A 20,743-nucleotide genomic window follows, 5' to 3' on the forward strand; every position below is an offset into this window, starting at 1 on the left:
AACCAATCGGCCGCGAATCAGCGACTGCCGCTGATTTCTTTTTGGACACTTCCGATAGTGCGAGCCCAGGGCTTACCAGCCTTCAGCGAAGCCGGCAGTGCCTGAATAGCCCGGACGGCCGCGTTACGACCACTGAAGCTACCGTACGTGACGACGTACAAAGGCTTGCCCTGGTGCTGCTTGACGAAATAGCGGTAACCGTCACCGTGCTGTTGCACGAGTGCCTTCGCATTGTCCTCGTTGCGGGTACCCAGCACTTGCACCAAATAGTTCCCCACTGGCTGACTCGCGTACCAGCCCGCGCCGACCGCTGCCGACCTCTCCGTGACATCTTGTCGCGCCGGCGCCTGTGACTCGGGTACAGGAGCAGGTGCAGGTGCAGACTCCTGCGGAGCCGGAGCCGCCTCGGAAACGACAGGGGTGGGATCCGCTACTGGCGGCTCCACCTCAGGGATCGCAGGAGCAGCCCCGTTCGTCGCCCCCTCGTCTTCCAGCTCAGGCGCGCCAGCGGCTGCCAAAGGCTCACGCATCACGGGCTGTTCCCCCTGCGGAGCCGGGGCGACCTCATCGACCGGCGCCGCAGCCGAACCTGAACCCAGCGGTAACGAGGTCACTGATGGTTGCGCGGGCGTTTCTTCTCCACCGCGCATGAGAAAGGCAACCGCAACGACCAACAGCACCGCTGCCAGAGCCAGCAGGTGCTTCATTGGCAGCGGAAGACGGAATCCGGAGGAGCCCTTTGCCTTCGAATGCTGCATGGCGTCGAGCAGCTCGTCTCGCGCCGCTTCGTTAATGGCACCCGGCCAACCACCGGAAGCTTCATGAATTCGAGCAAGCTGCTCTTCGCTCAAGCAATCGAGGCCGCTTCCTGCACCCTCAAGACGTACAGCGAGGTATTCGCGCGTTTCTTCAGCCTCATAAGGTTGCAGCGCGATGACATGAAACCTTTCCTCACCCTCAACCAGCGCCTCGAGCCGCCCCACCAGCGATTGCTGACCGAAGAGAAACACGTGCGGCCTGCCTTCAGGACTACCCACGGCTAGCCGCAGCAGCGTCTCCACTGCCGCTCCCGTGAGCCGCTCGGCATCATCGACCAGCAGATAAACTTCCTGGCCGGTCAGGCCCAGCTGGATGATTTGCTGCATGATCGCATCGAAATCCGCACGAGCACTTCCAAGCGCCTGAGCGACCTGCTGCAAGACATGATTGGCGTCGAATGTCTCCTGCGGAGTAATCACGACACTCTGAACGGACTGCTTGTTGCTGCTGGCAACCAACGCCTGGCGCACGAGGGTCTTGCCGCTACCTTCGGGCCCCGTCACCACCAACAGCAACTGGCTGTAGCGCGCCAGGTGATGTAACTGCCCGAGCACCGGCTTGCGCTGGGCCGGAAAAAACTTGAAGCCGGGCACGCGCGCTGCGAAGGGGTCATGGCTGAAACCGTAGTGGTTCAGGTACGAATCGTCGGCAGACAAAGTGGTCATCGATATCTCTTAGGCGTTCTGTTGCGTAATGGCGTCGTAATCGGCACGCAGCGTGGATTCCAACACATCACCGGAAAATTCACTCGTTACCACGGCCTGTCCCAGCGACTTCAGCAATACCAGCCGCATCTGCCCATCGAGGACCTTCTTGTCGACGGCCATGTAGCGCATGAAATCATCGGCGCTCATGTCTATGGGCGGCACGACTGGCAGCCCAGCCCGCCGCAACAAAGCAATGCCGCGATCACGATCGGCACGGCTGATCCACCCGAGTCGGTGCGACATTTCAAGCGCCATAACGGTTCCCGCCGATACCGCCTCCCCGTGCAGCCAGACGCCGTAACCTTGATGCGTTTCGATGGCATGTCCGAATGTATGCCCCAGGTTCAAGGTGGCGCGAACACCCGACTCGCGTTCATCCGCACCGACAACCCTTGCCTTCGACGCGCAGGACCGCCGAATGGCTTCGGTCAATGCGCACTGGTCCAGCGCACGCAGCGAATCGACATTGTCTTCCAGCCAGGAAAGGAACGGTTCGTCGCAGATAAGGCCGTACTTAATGACCTCTGCCAGACCCGCAGAAAGTTCGCGGGGCGGCAGCGTCTGCAATGTGGAGGTATCGATGAGCACGGCCTGAGGCTGATAGAACGCCCCGATCATGTTCTTTCCGAGCAGATGATTGATCCCTGTCTTACCGCCAACGGACGAGTCAACCTGCGACAACAGCGTGGTGGGTATCTGGATGAAATCGACACCTCGCTGGTAGCACGCCGCGGCGAAACCGGCCATGTCGCCGATAACCCCACCGCCCAATGCTACGACAGTAGCCTTACGATCGTGGCGCGCTTGCAGCAATGCATCGAAAACAGCCTGCAGGGTTTGCCAGTTCTTATGAGCTTCGCCATCCGGCAGCACTACAGACGTTACGGAGAAGCCGTCAAGGCTGCGCCTCAGCCGATCCAGGTAAAGCGGTGCAACGGTGTCGTTGGTAACAATGGCGACTTGCTTGCCGCGGATGTGACGAGATAACAACTCACCCCGTTCGATGAGCTGCTCACCAATATAGATCGGGTAGCTACGCTCGCCGAGATCGACATGAAGAGTCTGCATGAGGGCCCCACATAAGAAAGGCACCTAGGATAGCGCAGAATGCCCCAGGCTTTCACGAGGCGCGAAGTGCTCCAATTGCTGGAGGATTTCACTGACAACGAGCCGGGGTGGGCGCTCGTCGGTTTGAATGATCAGGTCAGCGATTTCCCGGTACAGCGGGTCCCTGACTGCCATGAGCCCTAACAGCACTTCTCGCGGATTTGAGGACTGAAGTAGCGGCCGATTACGGTCACGTGCCGTCCTGGCCAATTGCTGCTCCACCGAAGTACAGAGGTATATAACCCGTCCACCGTCGCGAAGCGCCTGTCGGTTATCCGGCCGGAGCACCGCGCCTCCTCCGGTCGCCAGCACAACACCCTGCATCCGACAGATATCGACAATGGCAGCGTGCTCACGCTCTCGAAACCCCTGCTCACCCTCGACGTCGAATATCAGAGGAATGGTCGCGCCGGTCCGCTGTTCGATTTCCTTGTCGGAATCACGAAACGGCAGACGCAGTTCCTTGGCGAGCAGGCGTCCGATGGTGCTTTTACCAGCACCCATCGGACCTACGAGAACAATATTTCGGTGCAATACTAGCGATTCACTGCGATGGCTTGGGCGTTCAGGATACGCGGAGTCAGGAAAATCAGCAGCTCCGATTTTGCATCCGAGACCACGTCGCGACGGAACAACCGGCCAACGTAAGGTACATCGCCAAGGAAAGGAACCTTGTCGACCGACTTGCTCTGGGTATTCGAGAACACCCCACCAATCACTACCGTTTCGCCATCGTTCACAAGGATCTTCGCATTTACCTCGTTCTTGTTGATCGATGGCGTACCGTTGACGGCATTAGCGAAGTCAGGCTCATCCTTATTGACCTTCACTTCCATGATGATCCGGTTGTCCGGCGTGATCTGGGGTGTCACCTCCAAGGACAGCGCAGCCTCTACGAACGTCGTCGATGTCGCACCGCTCGAACTGGCCTCCTGGTACGGAATCTCGGATCCTTTCAGGATCTTGGCCGTTTCCTTGTCAGCAGTCATGACCTTGGGCTGAGAGACAACCTCACCGTTGCCGGATTTCTCCATGGCGGAAAGCTCAAGATCCAAGATCAGGTTGTCGGTGATGTAGCCGATACCGATGCCGGCAGTGCGGTTGGCAACGCCTAGATCGACGAAAGGATAGTTACCGTTACTGTCTTCACCGGAATCACCAGCCTCGTCGCCCGAATCGTCGCTTCCGTATACCGCGCCACGGCCGTTAGCGAAAAGCTGGGTTCCACCCCAGCGCACTCCCAGCGCCTTGTCATAATCAACGTTCGCTTCGACGATACGTGCTTCGATCATCACCTGCCGGACCGGAATATCAAGCTGTGCGACGATTCGGCGCAGCTCGTCCAGACGTTCCTGGGTTTGATAAGCGATGATGTTATTTGTGCGGTCATCCACTGCGATCGAACCGCGATCTTCAGAGACGCCCTCTTTATCGGTCACCGACTGGAACAATTGGGCGATGTCTGCTGCTTTGGCGTAATTGACCTGCACCACCTCACGGCGTAGCGGGGCCAACTCCGCGATCTGACGCTGCGACTCCAGCTCTTGGCGCTCGCGCGCCGCAATCTCGTCGGCCGGGGCAACCAGAAGCACGTTACCAACCTGGCGTTTGTCTAGCCCTTTGGTTTTGAGCACGAGATCCAGCGCTTGGTCCCATGGCACATTCTGCAACCGAAGGGTGATGTTGCCCTGGACAGTGTCACTGGCGACGAGGTTGAGATCGGTGAAATCCGCAATCAACTGGAGTACGGAACGGACATCAATGTCTTGGAAATTAAGCGACAGCTTCTCGCCGGTATAGGCGAAACGCTCAGCCTTGCGCTTTTCCTCGTCGGCCTCGGATAGAGGCTTGACGCTAATTGTCAGCTTGTCATCCGTCTGGTAAGCGAGATAGTCATAGCGGCCGGTAGGCTCGATCGCAATGCTGGCTGAATCACCATTACTGGCCGAATCGACGAACTTGACCGGGGTCGCGAAGTCCTGAACGTCAAGCCGAACGCGAAGCGCCTCGGGTAGTTCGGTCTTCGGAAAGGAAACACGGATCTTGCCGCCACGCTCCTCGATACTCGGACTCACCGACGGGTCCGAGAGGGTAATCACCACGTTACCGGCACCGTCGTCCCCGCGCCGGAAGTCGACATTGCTGATCGACTTGCTGGCAGGTGCGTAAACGGCCGGAGCAGTTTGAGCAACAGGCGCAGCTACAGGCGCGGCACTGGGCGCGGCTGCAGCCGACTCACCAAGCACGACGAACAGATTGTTTCCGTCGACCCGGGTCGAATAAGGAACCAACGAAGTGAGATTGACGATCAGACGGGTCCGACCCTGGGCCTCGACAACGGTTACGCTGCGGGCATTACCAACGCCAAGCTCGCGGTTCTTGCTGCCCAGCTTGCTCGATACACCAGGCAGGTCGAGGGCGATACGCGCCGGCTGATCCAGCGTATAGCCGCGCGGAGTAGTCACCGGTTCGTCGAAGGCAAGCTTCAGCTCGACACGGTCACCCGGCAATGAGGCAACATCCAGCGCGTTCAGATTGGCGGCCAGCAAGGCGGGCGATATGAACGCCGCCAGCAATGACAAGCCGAGTCGAGACAGAGTGGTATTCATAAAAGGCTTCCGTTGTACAGATCGCTGTAGGTTTTCCATAGTTTGCCCCGAGCTCAGGACCGCTCTTTCAAGGTCAGGCTGCGCGGGCGCTCGAGCCACCCACCGTCTCCATCAGGAACGATTTCGACCACATCCACCTCGGCTTCGCCAATCTCGATGATCCGTCCGTGGTTGCGCCCCAGATAATCGCCGACCTTGACTCGGTGTACCCCGTCACCGCCTTTTATCAAGGCGTACGTACCTGCACCATTGACCAGCGTGCCGACCATGGTGAAGGTCTCGATATTGAACTCTTCGAGGAACTGCTTGATCCGACTTTCATCCGGATGAATATCCCGAGTACCTTTCTGCTGCTGTGCCAGGTCGACCTTTATGGGCGGCTGGAAAGGATGTCGCAGGTTCGCCGCGCTATAGGTAAACGCTTCATAAGGAAGAAACGCCGGCAGCGGCTCGATAACACCCTTCGGCTTGGCGCGCACGTCATCCATATAGGCCTGAAGGTCCGCAAAGTCGTTGCCGATACCGCAACCGCCAAGCAAAGCCAGCGTCAGGCCCAGCGCAATAGAGCGAACCCCGTTCATTTCTGAAGTCCCTTGTCGTTATAACGATAAGTCTTGGCAAGGATGTCCATGCGCAACTTCGACGACGACTCTTTGCTCTCCGGCTTGATCTCGAAGTCGTGCAGGGTCACGATCCGTGGCAGGCTGGATACGCCACTGACGAAGGTGGCGAGGTCGTGGTAGCTGCCGACCACTTTAATCTGTATCGGAAGCTCGATATAAAACTGCTGCACAACTTCGGGCTGCAACTTGATTTCTTCAAACTCCAAACCGCTACCCAGCCCGGTACGAGTGATGTCTTCCAGCAGGCCAGGCACCTCGGTATCACTCGGCAACTGACGCAGCAGGGCACCAAACGATGCTTCCATTTCGACCATCTGGGTCTTGTAGGCATCCAGGTTGGCCGCTTCGAATGCCTTGGTCGCAAAGGACTGCTTCAACCGCTCTTCTTCTACCTTTCGCTGATCAAGGTTGACCTGCAAATCGCTGAGGTGGAGGTAGTATCCCCCTCCCAACACCAGCACCATCAGCAACAGGGCGGTAATGACCTTTACCGGACCCGGCCAAGAGCCCAGGTTGTTCATATCCAGATCGGAGAGATCGACGCTGCGAAGGCTCTCCAGCGAACTCGACAGGCTCATGGCTTGGCCCCCTCTGCCACTACTACGGGCTGCGTCTGTTGCACGGTCAGCTGGAAGACGTTTTCCTGCTCGACCGCGCCTGCCGTCACGGCTTTTACTTCGTTCAGGTTGGGCGCCTCCAACCAGTCGGAACCATCCAGGTTGCGCATCAGATTCGACACACGATTGTTGGACTCGGCCGCACCGACGATGGCGATGTTCTTGCCAGTCATCTTCAGGCCGGTGAAGTAGACTCCGTCAGGCAAGGTGCGCACCAGCTGGTCGAAGACGCGACCAATGATCGGCCGATTGCCCTGCAGGTCCTGAATGATCTTCATCCGCTCAAGCAATTGTTGCCGCCGCTGCTTGAGCTCCTTGATCTCGGCGATACGCGAGTCAAGTACAGCGATTTCTTTTTGAATGAAGGCATTGCGTGCATTCTGGTGCTCGATCGCACCAGTGAAGTACTGGTCCGCCAGGAACAGCATGCCAGCCGCCACCAGCGCTACGCCGCCAAGCGATACGAGAAACCGCTGCTTGCGCTCCTCGCGAAGCTGTTCCCGCCAAGGCAGTAGGTTGATCTGAGCCATTAGTCGAAACTCCTCAACGCCAATCCGCAGGCGATCATCAGGGACGGCGCGTCACTGGCCAGTGCTCCGGCATTCACCTTGTTGCTCAAAGCCATATCGGCAAACGGGTTGGCTACTAAAGTCTGAGTTCCGATTTTCTGCTGAATGAGCCGATCCAAGTCTGGCAGCGAAGCGGTGCCCCCGGCGAGCAGGATGTAATCCACATCATGGAACTGCCCCGCTGCGAAGAAGAATTGAAGGGAGCGTGATACTTGCTGTACGACCGCCTCCTTGAACGGCTGCAACACTTCGCTGTCGTAGTCATCTGGGAGACCACCCTGCTTTTTAGCAAGTCCAGCCTCCTCCATGGAGAGCCCGTAGCGGCGCTGAATCTCCTCCGTCAGCTGTCGCCCGCCGAAGAGTTGTTCACGCGTATAGATAGTGCGACCGTTGTGCAGCACGCTGAGCGTGGTCATCGTGGCGCCGATGTCGACCAGCGCCACGGTCAACTCCTGATGATCAGCACCTAGCTGAGAGGCGAGCAGCCCATAAGAACGCTCAAGCGCATAGGCTTCGACGTCCACAACCTTAGCCGTAAGCCCGGCCAGGGCGAGTGCCGCTTCGCGAATCTCGACGTTTTCCTTCCGGCAAGCGGCAAGTAGCACCTCGACTCGACCGGGCGCGCGCGCAGCAGGCCCCTGGACCTCGAAATCAATCGCCACTTCCTCAAGCGGATAAGGAATGTACTGGTCGGCCTCGATCTTGAGCTGGTTTTCCAACTCATCGTCGTTGAGCCCACCATCCATTTCGATACTTTTCGTGATAACCGCGGAGCCAGACACTGCAACGGCAGCGGACTTAACACCCGTCCGTGCCTTGGCCAGGAGCCGGGCCAGTGCATTCCCAACGCCATCGAGTTCGGCAATATTCTTCTCGACGACTGCATTTGGCGGAAGCGGCTCGACAGCGTAGGACTCAACCCGATAGCGGGTGCCCGAGCGGCTTAATTCGATGAGCTTGACGGACGTCGAACTGATGTCGATCCCAAGCAGCGTGTTCGCTTTCTTCGTGAAGAGCCCTAGCACGGCCGATTTCCTATCTTATCCGCTACTTACGGATTAATTATGTATAGCCACATTAGATAACAGCCTTGACAGAAGCGCAAATGGCTCAACCATAGAAAATCCGCTTATAATGTGAACGGTTTTTCCTTTCCGCACTGTCTGCGGTTACCGCTCCATTTCCCACCTGGATTCAACGAACCCCGATGCGTTTTCTGAAGTTTTTCCTTTGGTCGTGCATGGCTGTTTTCTGCGGACTCTTGCTCAGTCTCAGTGGCGCTTTTCTTTACCTAAGCCCCAACCTGCCATCGGTTGAATCCCTTCGCAGCATCCAGCTGCAAATTCCGCTACGCGTTTACAGCAGCGACGACAAGCTGATCGCCGAGTACGGCGAAATGCGTCGGTCCCCCATCGAATTCGATGCCATACCGAAAGATTTCATCGCCGCGCTACTGGCTGCTGAAGACGACAACTTTGCAAATCATTATGGCGTCGAAGTATCCAGTCTGATGCGCGCTGCCACGCAATTATTGAAGAGCGGGCAGATTCAGACCGGCGGCAGCACCATCACCATGCAGGTTGCCAAGAATTACTTCCTAACCAGCGAACGCAGCTTTTCCCGGAAGATCAACGAGATTCTTCTAGCCCTCCAAATCGAGCGCGAACTCAGCAAAAACGAGATCCTCGAGCTCTACGTGAACAAGATCTACCTTGGCAATCGCGCGTATGGGATTGAGGCGGCCTCACAAGTCTATTACGGCAAACCGATCGGAGACTTGAGCCTGGCCCAGATGGCAATGATCGCCGGCCTGCCTAAAGCCCCATCGGCGTTCAATCCGTTGGCCAATCCCGCGCGCAGCAAAGAGCGTCGCGACTGGATTCTTGGCCGTATGTACCGGCTTGGCTCGATCGACCAGACGCGCTACGAAGAGGCGCTTGCCGAACCGGTGAATGCGAGCTATCACGGAGCGTCTCCCGAACTGGAGGCGCCTTATATAGCGGAAATGGCACGCGCCGAAATGGTAGGCCGCTACGGCAGTGCCGCTTATACCGACGGCTTTCGCGTGCATACGACCGCTAGCAGTGACCGCCAGATCGCCGCGAACGAGGCGCTGACAGAAGGTCTCATGGAGTACGACCGCCGCCATGGCTATCGCGGCCCTGAAGCGCACCTTGAACATCCTGACGATTGGGCGGAGGGCCTCGCCAAGTTTCGCAGCCAGTCGGGCCTGCTACCTGCAGTCGTCACCCAGCTTGAAGCCGACCAGATCACTGTCGCACTGCGCGACGGCACGAGATGGCCCGTGTCTTGGGACACCATGAAATGGGCGCGACCGCATCTAGGAACCAACAGCCTTGGCCCCACGCCACAGCGCCCCGCCGACGTGGTGAAGGTCGGCGACGTGGTCCGCATCCGAGTCGAGGACGACATAGCATCGTTCAGCCAGATTCCCCAAGCCCAGGCCGCACTGGTCTCACTGGACCCCCGGGATGGCTCGATCGAGGCCCTGACCGGCGGCTTTTCCTTCGGACAAAGCAACTACAATCGCGCAATCCAGGCCAAGCGGCAGCCCGGTTCGAGCTTCAAACCTTTCATTTATAGCGCCGCGCTCGATGCCGGCTACACCCCTGCCACGCTCGTGAACGACTCGCCGATCGTATTCGAGGACAGCATGGACCGGGTGTGGCGGCCGAAAAACGACAACAACACTTTTCTGGGCCCGATCCGCTTAAGGGAGGCGCTGTACAAATCGCGAAACCTGGTGTCGATCCGACTGCTGCAAACTTTGGGCATCCCGTACACCATCGACTACATCCAGCGTTTCGGTTTTCACCCCGAGGACCTTCCACCCAATCTATCGCTGGCGCTGGGAACGGCCACCCTAACCCCCATGGAAATCGCCACCGGCTGGACGGCCTTCGCCAATGGCGGATATAAGATCGAGCCGTACCTTATAGAACGCATCGACGACCGCAACGGCGAAACCATCTACCGCGCGAATCCACCTCGGGTACCCGACTCAAGGTCAGACCAGGTGCTTGGCGACGCAGAAGTCTCGACGTTCGGGCAGCAGGACACTTCGCTGAGCCTATCGGATACCGCAGAAGCTCCACGTCAAGCCGAGCAGATCATTGATGAGCGAACGGCCTACATCATGACCAGCATGCTGCAAGACGTGATCAAGCGCGGAACAGGTCGCCGTGCGCTGGAAATGGGCCGAGCAGACATTGCCGGCAAGACCGGCACCACCAACGAATCCAAAGATAGCTGGTTCTCAGGCTACAACGCTGACGTCGTCACAACGGTCTGGGCCGGCTTCGATCAGCCACAGAGCCTGGGGCGCAACGAATACGGTGGCACTGTCGCTCTGCCTATTTGGATGCGCTATATGAGCGATGTGCTGCACGACATGCCCGAGCACGCCCCGCCCGAGCCCAGCGGCATTCTCACGCTACGGATTGACCCGGAGAGCGGACGCGCTGCGCCGCCAGGTACGCCAAACGCCTATTTCGAGGTTTTTCGCAGCGAAGATACCCCGCCGGAGATGGGCGAACTGGAACCTGGCATCACCGCGCCGGGAAGTCCCCTCCCGGAATCGGAAGTCGCCCCAATGGATCTGTTCTGACCCACTTTTGCCGCCTCGCGTCGGGCGGCAACCTTGCGTGGTCACGCACCGTTGTCGTTGGCAAAAGAAACCCGCCGTTGGCGGGTTTCTTTTTTCGCGACGCCCTTAAGCCGGCGCAGGCCCTCGATCAACGAGCGAAGACGTCGTCGACAGACTTGAGCGGGTAGTTCGACGGATAAGGCAGGGTCGCAACACCACTTTCGATCGCAGCCTTGGCCACGGCATCCGACACCAGCGTGATCAGGCGGGGATCCATGGGCTTGGGAATGATGTATTCGCGACCGAACTCAAGGTGGTCGACACCGTAGGCGTTAGAAACCTCCTTCGGCACCGGCAGCTTCGCCAGGTCACGCAGCGCCAGTGCTGCTGCGATCTTCATTTCTTCATTGATCCGCTTGGCCCGCACATCGAGGGAACCACGGAAGATGAATGGGAAGCCAAGCACGTTGTTGACCTGATTTGGGTAGTCAGAGCGGCCTGTAGCCATGATAACGTCGGAACGTGTGGCATGAGCGAGCTCAGGGCTGATCTCCGGGTCCGGATTGGAGCAGGCGAACACCACCGGATTGGCCGCCATGCGGCTCAGGCCTTCAGCACTGAGCAGGTTGGCACCGGACAAGCCGACGAAAACATCCGCACCATCAAGCGCATCATCCAGGGTGCGCTTGTCGGTTTCGTGAGCAAATACCGCTTTGTACTGGTTGAGGTCATCGCGCCCGGAGTGGATCACACCCTTGCGGTCGATCATGAAAATGTTCTCGACCTTCGCACCCATGCTCACCAGCAATTTCATGCATGAGGTGGCCGCAGCACCAGCGCCCAGGCAAACGATCTTCGCCTGCTCAAGAGTCTTGCCAGCGATTTCCAGAGCGTTGAGCATGCCGGCCGCCGTTACGATAGCGGTGCCGTGCTGGTCGTCGTGGAACACTGGAATGTCGCATTGCTCGATAAGTGCGCGTTCGATCTCAAAGCATTCCGGCGCCTTGATGTCCTCGAGGTTGATCCCACCAAAAGTAATCGAGATACGCTTGACGGTATCGATGAAGGCCTGAGGGCTCTCGGCGTCTACTTCGATATCGAACACGTCAACGCCGGCAAAGCGTTTGAAGAGCACACCCTTGCCTTCCATTACCGGCTTGGAGGCCAGCGGACCCAAGTCGCCAAGGCCCAGAATGGCCGTGCCGTCAGATATGACCGCAACCAGATTTCCTTTGCCGGTGTACCGATAGGCCAGCTCCGGGTCCCGGGCGATTTCGCGGACCGGTGCCGCCACGCCAGGGCTGTAGGCGAGCGAGAGGTCACGAGCGGTGGACGTAGGCTTGGTCAACTCGACACTCAGCTTTCCCGGGCGGGGCTGGGCGTGATAGTCGAGAGCGGCAGTTTTCAGGTCAGTCATGAGGCATTTCCGCTTTATTTTCACTGGGACAGACAGGCGGTCGAGCATACGCGAAGAATGCGCGCCCTCACAAGCGAAGGAAAAACGTGACTGTCAAGGCTTGGGAATACGACTTTCAGCTTAGGCGCACCCAAAACAAACGCGCGTCAGCGTAACGCCTCGACCATGAACGGATGACTGATTCCTAGTTTCCAACGGGCCTGACCCCGCGCGCCTTGGTGGCCCTTTCGATCGATTACCCAGCCCCTGATCTCAACTACACGCCCAAGCTGTGTATCGAAATCTCCAAAGCCTCGAGCGTCGCGATGCGCAACCTGCACCGCCAGCCCATCGAACTCGAGCCATACACCGCCGCGATTGCGCACCACACGCTGCACGCGACCCCGGACGACCGCGAACCCAGCTTTGCGCAACTCATTCACCGCAACGACAGGGTCGCCTTGCCACACACCGCGACGATGACGCCGTGCGGAACGCTCCGCTTCACGATGGCATCCAGCGAGCGCTACGTTTGGCGCGATCGCGACGAAATAGCCCAATCCCTGCTCAAGCATCAGCGCTTCCAGATTGTTCCCGTGCCGGTCGTAGGCATGCGCCAGATACCGGCCGTAGTGATCTCTGATTTGCTGGCCAGGACGCAGACCAAGGCGCCGATCACTGGCGGCAACAAGCTGCTCGAGGCGCTGCTTGGCAGCACTGGCCCAGGGCTCGCTGCGCTGCCCGCGGCGGCCTAGCTCGGGGCTGTTCAAACCGATCAGGCGCACGCTACGCCCGTCGACCAAACGCAAGGTGTCGCCATCGATGACCTTAGCCACGGCGACAGATTCGAGGCCGCCCTGCACTGGGCAGAGCGCCAGCGCAGGAAGAGCGAGTAGAACAGAAACGAAAAAGGCGCCCACGTGGGACGCCTTCTTCAATGCTGTCGCAAGCCTCATCGGCTGCGGTTTCAACGCCTTACTTGGCGCCGAACACACCGAAACGCTGCTTGAAGCGGTCGATACGGCCGCCGGTATCCAGCACTTTCTGCTTACCGGTGTAGAACGGATGGCACTCGGAGCAGACGTCGATGCTCAGATCCTTGGCCAGGGTCGAGCGCGTCTTGATCACGTTACCGCAGCTGCAAGTGGCTTCGATTTCAACGTAGTTGGGATGGATATCGGCTTTCATGGATAAATCCTCTGAACGAGTGTGCCGCCACCCGACCCTATGTCGAGCACCGCACGGAAGGGCGCGAATAATACCAGAGCAGGTCCATGTTGCAAGCCGCACCTGGATACAGGCGACGGGCGTCGTCTCTGCGCCGGGATGGGAGCAACCGCGGGGCTCAGGATCGTTTACCATCGGTGCACCAATCAAGGACCCTCCCGTGTCGCGATCGATCCTGCGCCTGGCGCTACCATCTCCCTTGCGCCGCCTGTTCGACTATTTGCCACCCTCCGGCGCCTCCGAGGCCGCGCTCAAGCCCGGCGTACGGCTGCGCGTGCCGTTCGGACGACGCGACGTGGTCGGCGTGCTCATCGAGGTGGCCTCCGAAAGCGAAGTGCCGGAGGCCAAGCTGAAGCCGGCGCTGGAACTGCTCGATGTACGCCCCGCCTTGCCGTCCGCACTGTTCAAGCTCTGTAGGTGGACCGCGCAGTATTACCAGCACAGCCTGGGCGACATCCTGAGCTGGGCGCTGCCGGTGCTCCTGCGTCAAGGTGAGCCTGCCGAGGCGAGGCAGGAGCGCTTCTGGCACGCGACGCAAGGTGCACGCGCGGAGGATCCGCGGCTAAGCCGAGCACCGCGTCAGCGCCAGGCGCTCACGACCATACTGCAACATCCTCACGGCGTTGCGCACTCACTGCTCAACCAGCTGCAGTTGAGCCGAGAAAGCCTGGAGCCGCTCATGCAGAAGGGGCTGGTTCGCGTCGAGACCCGTCGCCGGCAGCCGCGCCAGCAGCACCACGGCAGCTGGCTGCTGCAGGCAGAGCTGCCGCTCAACACCGAGCAGCAGGCGGCCTTCCATGCCATCCGCGCCGGCATGGCCGGTTTCCATGCCTTCCTGCTGGCTGGCGTAACCGGCAGTGGCAAGACCGAGGTTTACCTGCAGCTGATCCATCAGGTCATCACGAGCGGCAAGCAGGCGCTGGTACTGATTCCAGAGATCAATCTGGGCCCACAGACGCTGGCCCGCTTCGAAAAGCGTTTCAACGCGCGCATCGCCCTGCTGCACTCCAACGTCAACGACCGGGAACGCCTCGACGCCTGGCTGGCCGCGCGCGACGGCGAAGCCGATATCATCATCGGCACCCGCTCGGCGCTCTTCACGCCGTTGAAAAGCCCCGGCCTGATCATTCTCGACGAAGAGCACGATGCCTCCTACAAGCAACAGGAAGGGCTGCGATACCACGCGCGCGATCTCGCGGTAGTCCGCGCGCGCCAGGAGAACGTGCCAATTGTGCTCGGATCAGCCACGCCGTCCCTGGAAAGCCTGCACAACGCCCATGCCGGGCGGTACGCCCTGCTCAAGCTGACGCGCCGAGCCGGAGACGCGCAGCCTCCTCGCTTCCTACGGCTGGACGTAAAGAGCCGTCCGCTTGACGCCGGACTCTCCGGCCCTCTGCAACAGGCGATGGCCCAGACGCTGGCGGCCGGCCAGCAGGTACTGGTCTTCCTCAACCGCCGCGGCTTTGCGCCGTCATTGATTTGCCACGACTGCGGTTGGCTGAGCCAGTGCCCCCGCTGCGATGCACGGATGACGCTGCATCAACGCCACAACGAACTGCGCTGTCATCATTGCGGCCACGCTGAGCGTCCGCCGCGTAACTGCCCGGAGTGCAACCGGGTGGACTTGAGGCCCGTCGGCGCCGGAACCGAGCGAGCAGAAGAGCGGCTCACCACGCTGTTCCCGGACGTCCCCGTGCTACGCATCGACCGCGACAGCACCTCTCGCAAGGGCTCGATGGAGGGCTTGCTGACGCGCATCAACCGAGGCGAGCCTTGCATTCTGGTCGGCACCCAGATGCTTGCTAAAGGCCACCATTTTCCCCGCGTCACGCTCGTGGCCATCCTTGATGCCGATGGTGGCCTGTTCTCCGCCGATTTCCGCGCCAGTGAGCGCATGGCCCAGCTCATCGTCCAGGTCGCCGGGCGCGCCGGGCGGGCGGGCGAACCGGGCAAGGTGATCATTCAGACACACTTGGCCGACCATCCCTTGCTGGTCCAGTTGACCGAGGACGGGTATTTCGCCTTCGCAGCGCAAGCCTTGAGCGAACGCCGCGCCGCAGGCCTGCCGCCGTTCACCCACCTGGCGCTGCTGCGTGCCGAAGCGCACCGCCCCGGTCAGGCCGAGGACTTTCTCGACCAGGCCTGCGGACACGCCGAAACCCTGATCGCAGACCTTAGCCTGGACGGCATCGAACTGCTTGGCCCTGTACCAGCGCCCATGGAACGTCGCGCCGGGCGTTTCCGTGCGCAACTGCTGCTACAGGGCAATGCACGTGCGCCATTACATCGTTTGATGGCGGCCTGGATGCCGCTGCTCGAACAGCTGCCAGGCAGCCGCACGGTACGCTGGTCATTGGACGTCGACCCTATCGACCTGTTCTGATCGTCTCCATGCGCCGGGCAACCGCGTTAAGCCTTGAAGGTTGCGCCCCGCCCCACTGATAATGCGCAGTTTTCGACCAAAGCCTCCGCGCCGACCGAGCAGACGATGAAAGACAGCATTCGCCACCTGATCCAGCAAGCCCTGACCCGCCTGACCCAAGACGGCGTGGTGCCGGAAGGGCTTAGCCCGACGATCCAGGTGGAGAACACCCGCGACAAGACCCACGGTGATTTCGCCAGCAACATTGCCATGATGCTGGCCAAGCCCGCCGGCATGAAGCCGCGGGACCTCGCCCAACAGCTCATCGACGCACTGCCGAGCGACCCTGCAATCAGCAAGGTGGAAATCGCCGGCCCCGGCTTCCTCAACTTCTTCCAGAACAGTTCGGCACTGGCCGAGCGCCTCGATGCAGCGCTGCAGAGTGCGACGCTGTGCGTGAGCAAGGCCGGCCCTCGCCAGCGAGTCGTGATCGACCTGTCTTCCCCGAACCTGGCGAAGGAAATGCACGTTGGCCACCTGCGCTCGACCATCATTGGCGATGCGGTCGCCCGCGTGCTTGAGTTTCTCGGCGACGACGTGATCCGGCAAAACCATGTCGGCGACTGGGGCACGCAATTCGGCATGCTGCTGGCTTACCTCGAAGAAAAACCCGCTGCGGCCGAGAGTGAGCTGTCCGATCTCGAGCAGTTCTACCGCGCGGCCAAGCAGCGGTTCGACGAGTCCCCCGAGTTTGCTGACCGGGCCCGCGAGCTGGTGGTCAAGCTGCAGGCGGGCGATCCGGACTGTCTACGCCTGTGGACTCGTTTCAATGAAATTTCACTGTCGCATTGCCAGAAGGTCTATGACCGACTGAACGTGCGCCTGACCCCGGAAGACGTAAAGGGCGAAAGCGCCTATAACGCCGAACTCGGTACCGTGGTCCAGTCGCTGAAAGATAACGGCATGATCAGCGAAAGCGACGGCGCTCAATGCGTGTTTCTCGACGAGTTCAAGAATGCCGAGGGCAATCCGCTACCGGTGATCGTGCAGAAGGCCGGCGGGGGCTACCTGTACGCCACGACGGATCTTGCCTCCATGCGCTACCGCAGCCAGCAACTCAAGGCTGACCGGGCGCTGTACTTCGTCGATCAGCGCCAGGCGTTACATTTTCAGATGGCCTTCGAGGTCGCCCGCCGCGCCGGTTTCGTTCACCCCGGCATGCAACTCGAACACATGGGCTTCGGCACCATGAACGGCGCCGACGGCCGCCCCTTCAAAACGCGCGATGGCGGCACCGTGAAGCTGGTCGATTTACTGGACGAGGCTGAATCGCGCGCCTACGACCTGGTCAAGGGCAAGAACCCGGACCTGGACGAAGCCGAACTACGCCAAATTGCGCGCGCCGTGGGCATCGGCGCAGTGAAGTACGCGGACCTGTCCAAGCACCGGACCAGTGACTACAGCTTCAACTTCGAGCAGATGCTCAGCTTCGAAGGCAATACCGCACCCTATCTGCTTTACGCCTACACCCGAGTCGCCAGTGTGTTCCGCAAGCTAGGGACCGGCATGGACGGGCTGACCGGCGTCATCCAACTGGAGGCCGAGGCGGAGCAGGCCCTGGGCGCCAAGCTCGCGCAGCTTTCCGAGGTGCTCAACAGCGTCGGCGAGAAAGGTGTCCCACACCTGCTGTGCAGCTACCTGTACGATCTCGCCGGGCTGTTCTCGAGCTTTTACGAACATTGCCCAATCCTTACTGCCGAGAGCGACGAGGTGAAGCACAGCCGCTTGCGCCTGGCCGCCCTGACCGGCAAGACACTCAAGCAGGGCCTGGAACTGCTGGGCCTGGAAACCCTGGAGCGGATGTAAGTGGCAGCCAAGAAGAAACCCGCACCGAAACGCGGGGCAAGCCGCTACCAGGCGCCTTCGAAAAAACCCGTACCGGGCTGGGTATGGCTGGTCTGCGGGCTGGTCATCGGTGGCTTCATCATGTTTTTGATGAACCTCGAGCCAGGGCGCGATGAGGTCAAGCGCGCCAAGGAAACGGCCAAGCCAAAGGAACAGCCCAAGCGCCCGACAGCGGCGAGCGGCGAGTCGGTCAAGCCGAAGTACGACTTCTATACGCTCCTGCCTGAATCGGAAGTGATTCTGCCACCAGAAGAACCGGCGCAGACCCCGCCGACGCCGCCTGCCGCGGTAACGCCCGAGGAAGCGGCAAAGATCGATGCGGCACGCGCCGAAGCGGCGCTCAACGGCCAGACCCCACCGCCACCGCCTACCGTGGCCAAGGCACCGACGACGCAGTTCTTCCTTCAGGCCGGCTCGTTCCGTCAGAAGGCCGAAGCCGAACGGGTACGGGCGCAGGTGATCCTGCTGGGCCAGGATGTCCGGATCGAAAACGTCACAGTGCGGGACGAGGTCTGGTATCGCGTCCTGGTCGGCCCTTATCGGGACCGCGACCAACTCGGCGCCGCCCAAAAGACCCTGTCGGCGAGCGGCTACAGTAATTTGCTGCTGCAACAACGCCAGGTCCGCTAACCTGCCGCCGGGCTCGGAACGTCAAGCTCCGAGCCCGAATCGCCTTGCCTTAGCCTTCCCGTGGCGCGTAAGCAAACACGTCGGCGCGCATCTGCGAGGCGTCCATGCCCGCCTCGACCAATGCATCCAGCGTGCCGTAGATCATCGCGGGTGACCCGCTGGCGTAGACATGCAGCGGACCGAGATCGTCGAAGTCTTCACGCACCGCCTCGTGCAACATGCCGCGGCGCCCTTCCCATTCACAGGGGTCACTGACGATTCGATGGAGGAACAGGTTAGGCATGCGTAGCCAGTCGCCCCAGTGCGGTAGGCGATAGAAATCCTCGGGCCGGCGGACGCCCCAGTAAAGGTGGACCGGATGCGCGAAGCCCTCCGCTCGGCAGTGCTCGATCAGGCTATGCATCTGGGCCATGCCGGTCCCGGCGGCAATGAGTACCAGCGGGCCGTCCGGCAACTCTGCGAGGTGAGTGTCGCCAAAGGGCAGCTGAACCGTCGCCATTCCAGCTTGGCGAAGGTGGCCGAGCAACTGGTCTGTGGAGGCCTCGCGCGCCAGGATATGCAATTCCAACTCCCGACCGCTCGCCGGCGCAGAGGCCAGCGAGAAGGCACTGTATTCACCCTCCTCACGCCGCAGCAGCAAGTACTGCCCTGCGTGATAGCGCGGCAACTTGCCTGCCGGCGCCCGCAACTGCACGCGATACACATCGCCACCAACGTCTTCGCAGGCGACCAGCTGACAGCTAAGCGTACGCACCGGCAATTCACCGGGCGCGAGCACGCCATCCCAAAGCAGTACGCAATCGTCTTCGGGTTCGGCAAGGCAGGCGAACACTTCGCCCTTGTCGTGGCTTTCGCCACGCTGGCGGACCCGACCATTGACCAACAGCGCAGCGCAAATCTGGCAATTGCCGTTCCGGCACGCCTGCGGGCAGTCGTAGCCGAGCCGGCGCGCCGCGTCGAGGATCAACTCGCCGCGCTCGACCTCAAGCACAGCGCCGGAGGGTTGCAAGGTCACTTTCATCGAACGAAGCCCTGAATGAATGAGTGGCCAACCACTAGTCGATGCCCAACTCGGCCCAGAGTTCGTCGACGCGCCGCTTGACCGACTCATCCTGGACGATGGCGCGACCCCATTCACGGCTGGTTTCGCCGGGCCATTTGTTCGTGGCATCGAGCCCCATCTTCGAGCCCAGCCCGGAAATCGGTGAGGCGAAGTCGAGGTAGTCGATGGGCGTGTTGTCGATCATGACCGTGTCGCGCTTGGGATCCATGCGTGTAGTGATGGCCCAGATAACATCATTCCAGTCGCGCGCATTGATATCGTCGTCCGTCACGATAACGAACTTGGTGTACATGAACTGGCGAAGAAACGACCAGACGCCGAGCATCACTCGCTTGGCATGCCCGGGGTACTGCTTCTTCATGGTGACGACCGCCATGCGGTAGGAGCATCCCTCCGGCGGCAGATAGAAGTCGGTGATCTCCGGGAACTGCTTTTGCAGGATCGGCACGAAGACTTCATTGAGCGCAACGCCAAGGATGGCCGGCTCATCCGGCGGTCGTCCGGTGTAGGTGCTGTGATAGATCGCATCGCGGCGCCGCGTGATGCGGTCGACGGTGAACACCGGGAAGCGGTCCACCTCGTTGTAGTAGCCGGTGTGGTCGCCGTACGGCCCTTCATCGGCCATTTCGCCAGGCTGGATATGGCCCTCGAGCACGATTTCAGCACCAGCGGGCACTTGCAGATCGCTGCCCCGGCACTTCACCAGCTCCGTGCGACTGCCGCGCAGCAAGCCGGCAAAGGCATATTCGGACAGCGAATCGGGAACCGGCGTCACAGCGCCCAGGATGGTCGCTGGGTCGGCGCCGAGCGCGACGGCCACTGGATAGGGCTGCCCAGGGTGCTTCTCGCACCATTCGCGAAAATCCAACGCGCCCCCGCGATGACTGAGCCAACGCATGATCACCTTGTTGCGCCCGATTACCTGCTGACGGTAGATCCCGAGGTTCTGGCGCTCCTTATTCGGTCCCTTTGTGATCGTGAGCCCCCAGGTGATCAGCGGCCCGGCGTCGCCCGGCCAGCAAGTCTGCACGGGCAATGTCGTCAGATCGACGTCGTCGCCCTCAATTACCAACTCTTGGCATGGCGCATCCTTGAGCACCTTCGGCGCCATGCTGATGACTTTCTTGTAAATCGGCAGCTTGTTCCACGCGTCCTTCAGCCCCTTTGGCGGCTCCGGCTCCTTTAGAAAGGCCAAGAGTTTGCCGATCTCACGCAACTCGGATACGTCGTCGGCACCCATCCCGAGCGCAACGCGACCGGGCGTGCCGAACAGATTGCCGAGTACCGGCATGTCGAAGCCGGTCGGGTTCTCGAAAAGCAACGCCGGCCCTTGCTTGCGCAGGGTCCGGTCGCAAATTTCGGTCATTTCCAGTACGGGGGAGACGGCAGTCGAGATGCGCTTGAGCTCACCTCGTTTTTCCAGGCCGCTGATAAAGTCGCGCAGATCGCGGTACTGCATGCTTGAGCCTCATGGGCCGGCAGGGTCGGGCCGCAAAGTTTAG

General features: G+C 60.4%; 17 protein-coding genes. 4 read left to right on the forward strand and 13 right to left on the reverse strand.

The genetic code is table 11. The features are described 5' to 3' along the window. Nucleotides 1–17: 17 nt before the first annotated feature. The 8 genes from KXR72_RS12380 to KXR72_RS12415 are packed head-to-tail and all read right to left on the reverse strand — an operon-like array spanning nucleotide 18 to nucleotide 8,076. Nucleotides 18–1,484, reverse strand: coding sequence for an SPOR domain-containing protein (locus KXR72_RS12380; protein WP_437421407.1), 1,467 nt, complete (start codon nucleotides 1,482–1,484; stop codon nucleotides 18–20). 9 nt (nucleotides 1,485–1,493) lie between these two features. Beyond that, nucleotides 1,494–2,594: a 3-dehydroquinate synthase gene (aroB, locus tag KXR72_RS12385; protein ID WP_437421408.1), complete on the reverse strand. Its 1,101-nt coding sequence runs from the start codon at nucleotides 2,592–2,594 to the stop codon at nucleotides 1,494–1,496. A 24-nt stretch (nucleotides 2,595–2,618) separates the two neighbouring features. Then, the gene (gene aroK / locus KXR72_RS12390; RefSeq protein ID WP_437421409.1) at nucleotides 2,619–3,167 is read right to left on the reverse strand and encodes a shikimate kinase AroK; all 549 of its coding nucleotides are present in this window, start codon (nucleotides 3,165–3,167) and stop codon (nucleotides 2,619–2,621) included. 2 nt (nucleotides 3,168–3,169) lie between these two features. Continuing rightward, entirely contained in the window at nucleotides 3,170–5,242 is a 2,073-nt protein-coding gene (gene pilQ / locus KXR72_RS12395) for a type IV pilus secretin PilQ (protein WP_437421410.1), read from the reverse strand. Between the two features lie 53 nt (nucleotides 5,243–5,295). Continuing rightward, nucleotides 5,296–5,823, reverse strand: a complete 528-nt coding sequence (gene pilP / locus KXR72_RS12400; protein ID WP_437421411.1) for a type 4a pilus biogenesis lipoprotein PilP — start codon at nucleotides 5,821–5,823, stop codon at nucleotides 5,296–5,298. Further along, nucleotides 5,820–6,443 (reverse strand): type 4a pilus biogenesis protein PilO, encoded by a 624-nt coding sequence (gene pilO, locus KXR72_RS12405; protein ID WP_437421412.1) that lies wholly within the window; start codon nucleotides 6,441–6,443, stop codon nucleotides 5,820–5,822. The genes pilP and pilO overlap by 4 nt, the downstream gene beginning before the upstream one ends. Further along, nucleotides 6,440–7,012: a PilN domain-containing protein gene (locus KXR72_RS12410; RefSeq protein ID WP_437421413.1), complete on the reverse strand. Its 573-nt coding sequence runs from the start codon at nucleotides 7,010–7,012 to the stop codon at nucleotides 6,440–6,442. Before KXR72_RS12410 ends, pilO begins: the two co-directional genes overlap by 4 nt. Next, nucleotides 7,012–8,076 (reverse strand): pilus assembly protein PilM, encoded by a 1,065-nt coding sequence (locus tag KXR72_RS12415; RefSeq protein ID WP_437421414.1) that lies wholly within the window; start codon nucleotides 8,074–8,076, stop codon nucleotides 7,012–7,014. Before KXR72_RS12415 ends, KXR72_RS12410 begins: the two co-directional genes overlap by 1 nt. 182 nt (nucleotides 8,077–8,258) lie before the next feature. On the opposite strand from KXR72_RS12415, the gene KXR72_RS12420 reads away from it, so the two are divergent. Further along, the gene (locus KXR72_RS12420; protein WP_437421415.1) at nucleotides 8,259–10,679 is read left to right on the forward strand and encodes a penicillin-binding protein 1A; all 2,421 of its coding nucleotides are present in this window, start codon (nucleotides 8,259–8,261) and stop codon (nucleotides 10,677–10,679) included. 127 nt (nucleotides 10,680–10,806) lie between these two features. Here the strand turns inward: KXR72_RS12420 and KXR72_RS12425 are convergent, their stop codons facing one another. The 3 genes from KXR72_RS12425 to rpmE all read right to left on the reverse strand — a co-directional run bounded on the left by KXR72_RS12425 (nucleotide 10,807) and on the right by rpmE (nucleotide 13,242). Continuing rightward, a complete protein-coding gene (locus KXR72_RS12425; protein WP_437421416.1) occupies nucleotides 10,807–12,075 on the reverse strand; it encodes a malic enzyme-like NAD(P)-binding protein in 1,269 nt (422 codons plus the stop codon). A 146-nt stretch (nucleotides 12,076–12,221) separates the two neighbouring features. Then, complete coding sequence (locus tag KXR72_RS12430; RefSeq protein ID WP_437421417.1) at nucleotides 12,222–13,010, reverse strand: thermonuclease family protein; 789 nt, start codon at nucleotides 13,008–13,010, stop codon at nucleotides 12,222–12,224. A 19-nt stretch (nucleotides 13,011–13,029) separates the two neighbouring features. After that, the gene (rpmE, locus tag KXR72_RS12435; protein WP_037025455.1) at nucleotides 13,030–13,242 is read right to left on the reverse strand and encodes a 50S ribosomal protein L31; all 213 of its coding nucleotides are present in this window, start codon (nucleotides 13,240–13,242) and stop codon (nucleotides 13,030–13,032) included. Between the two features lie 199 nt (nucleotides 13,243–13,441). On the opposite strand from rpmE, the gene KXR72_RS12440 reads away from it, so the two are divergent. From KXR72_RS12440 to KXR72_RS12450, 3 genes are all read left to right on the forward strand, one after another. Then, entirely contained in the window at nucleotides 13,442–15,664 is a 2,223-nt protein-coding gene (locus tag KXR72_RS12440; RefSeq protein WP_437421418.1) for a primosomal protein N', read from the forward strand. Between the two features lie 105 nt (nucleotides 15,665–15,769). Further along, nucleotides 15,770–17,509, forward strand: coding sequence for an arginine--tRNA ligase (gene argS / locus KXR72_RS12445; protein WP_437421419.1), 1,740 nt, complete (start codon nucleotides 15,770–15,772; stop codon nucleotides 17,507–17,509). After that, complete coding sequence (locus KXR72_RS12450; RefSeq protein ID WP_437421420.1) at nucleotides 17,510–18,178, forward strand: SPOR domain-containing protein; 669 nt, start codon at nucleotides 17,510–17,512, stop codon at nucleotides 18,176–18,178. Nucleotides 18,179–18,227: 49 nt separating this feature from the next. On the opposite strand, the gene KXR72_RS12455 is transcribed toward KXR72_RS12450, so the two are convergent. Continuing rightward, nucleotides 18,228–19,199, reverse strand: a complete 972-nt coding sequence (locus KXR72_RS12455) for a CDP-6-deoxy-delta-3,4-glucoseen reductase (RefSeq protein WP_437421421.1) — start codon at nucleotides 19,197–19,199, stop codon at nucleotides 18,228–18,230. 34 nt (nucleotides 19,200–19,233) lie between these two features. Beyond that, a complete protein-coding gene (gene ubiD, locus KXR72_RS12460; protein WP_437421422.1) occupies nucleotides 19,234–20,700 on the reverse strand; it encodes a 4-hydroxy-3-polyprenylbenzoate decarboxylase in 1,467 nt (488 codons plus the stop codon). Nucleotides 20,701–20,743: the final 43 nt, after the last annotated feature.

Origin of the sequence: Stutzerimonas chloritidismutans, from assembly GCF_051486945.1 — a bacterium.
Lineage (GTDB): Bacteria > Pseudomonadota > Gammaproteobacteria > Pseudomonadales > Pseudomonadaceae > Stutzerimonas > Stutzerimonas chloritidismutans_B.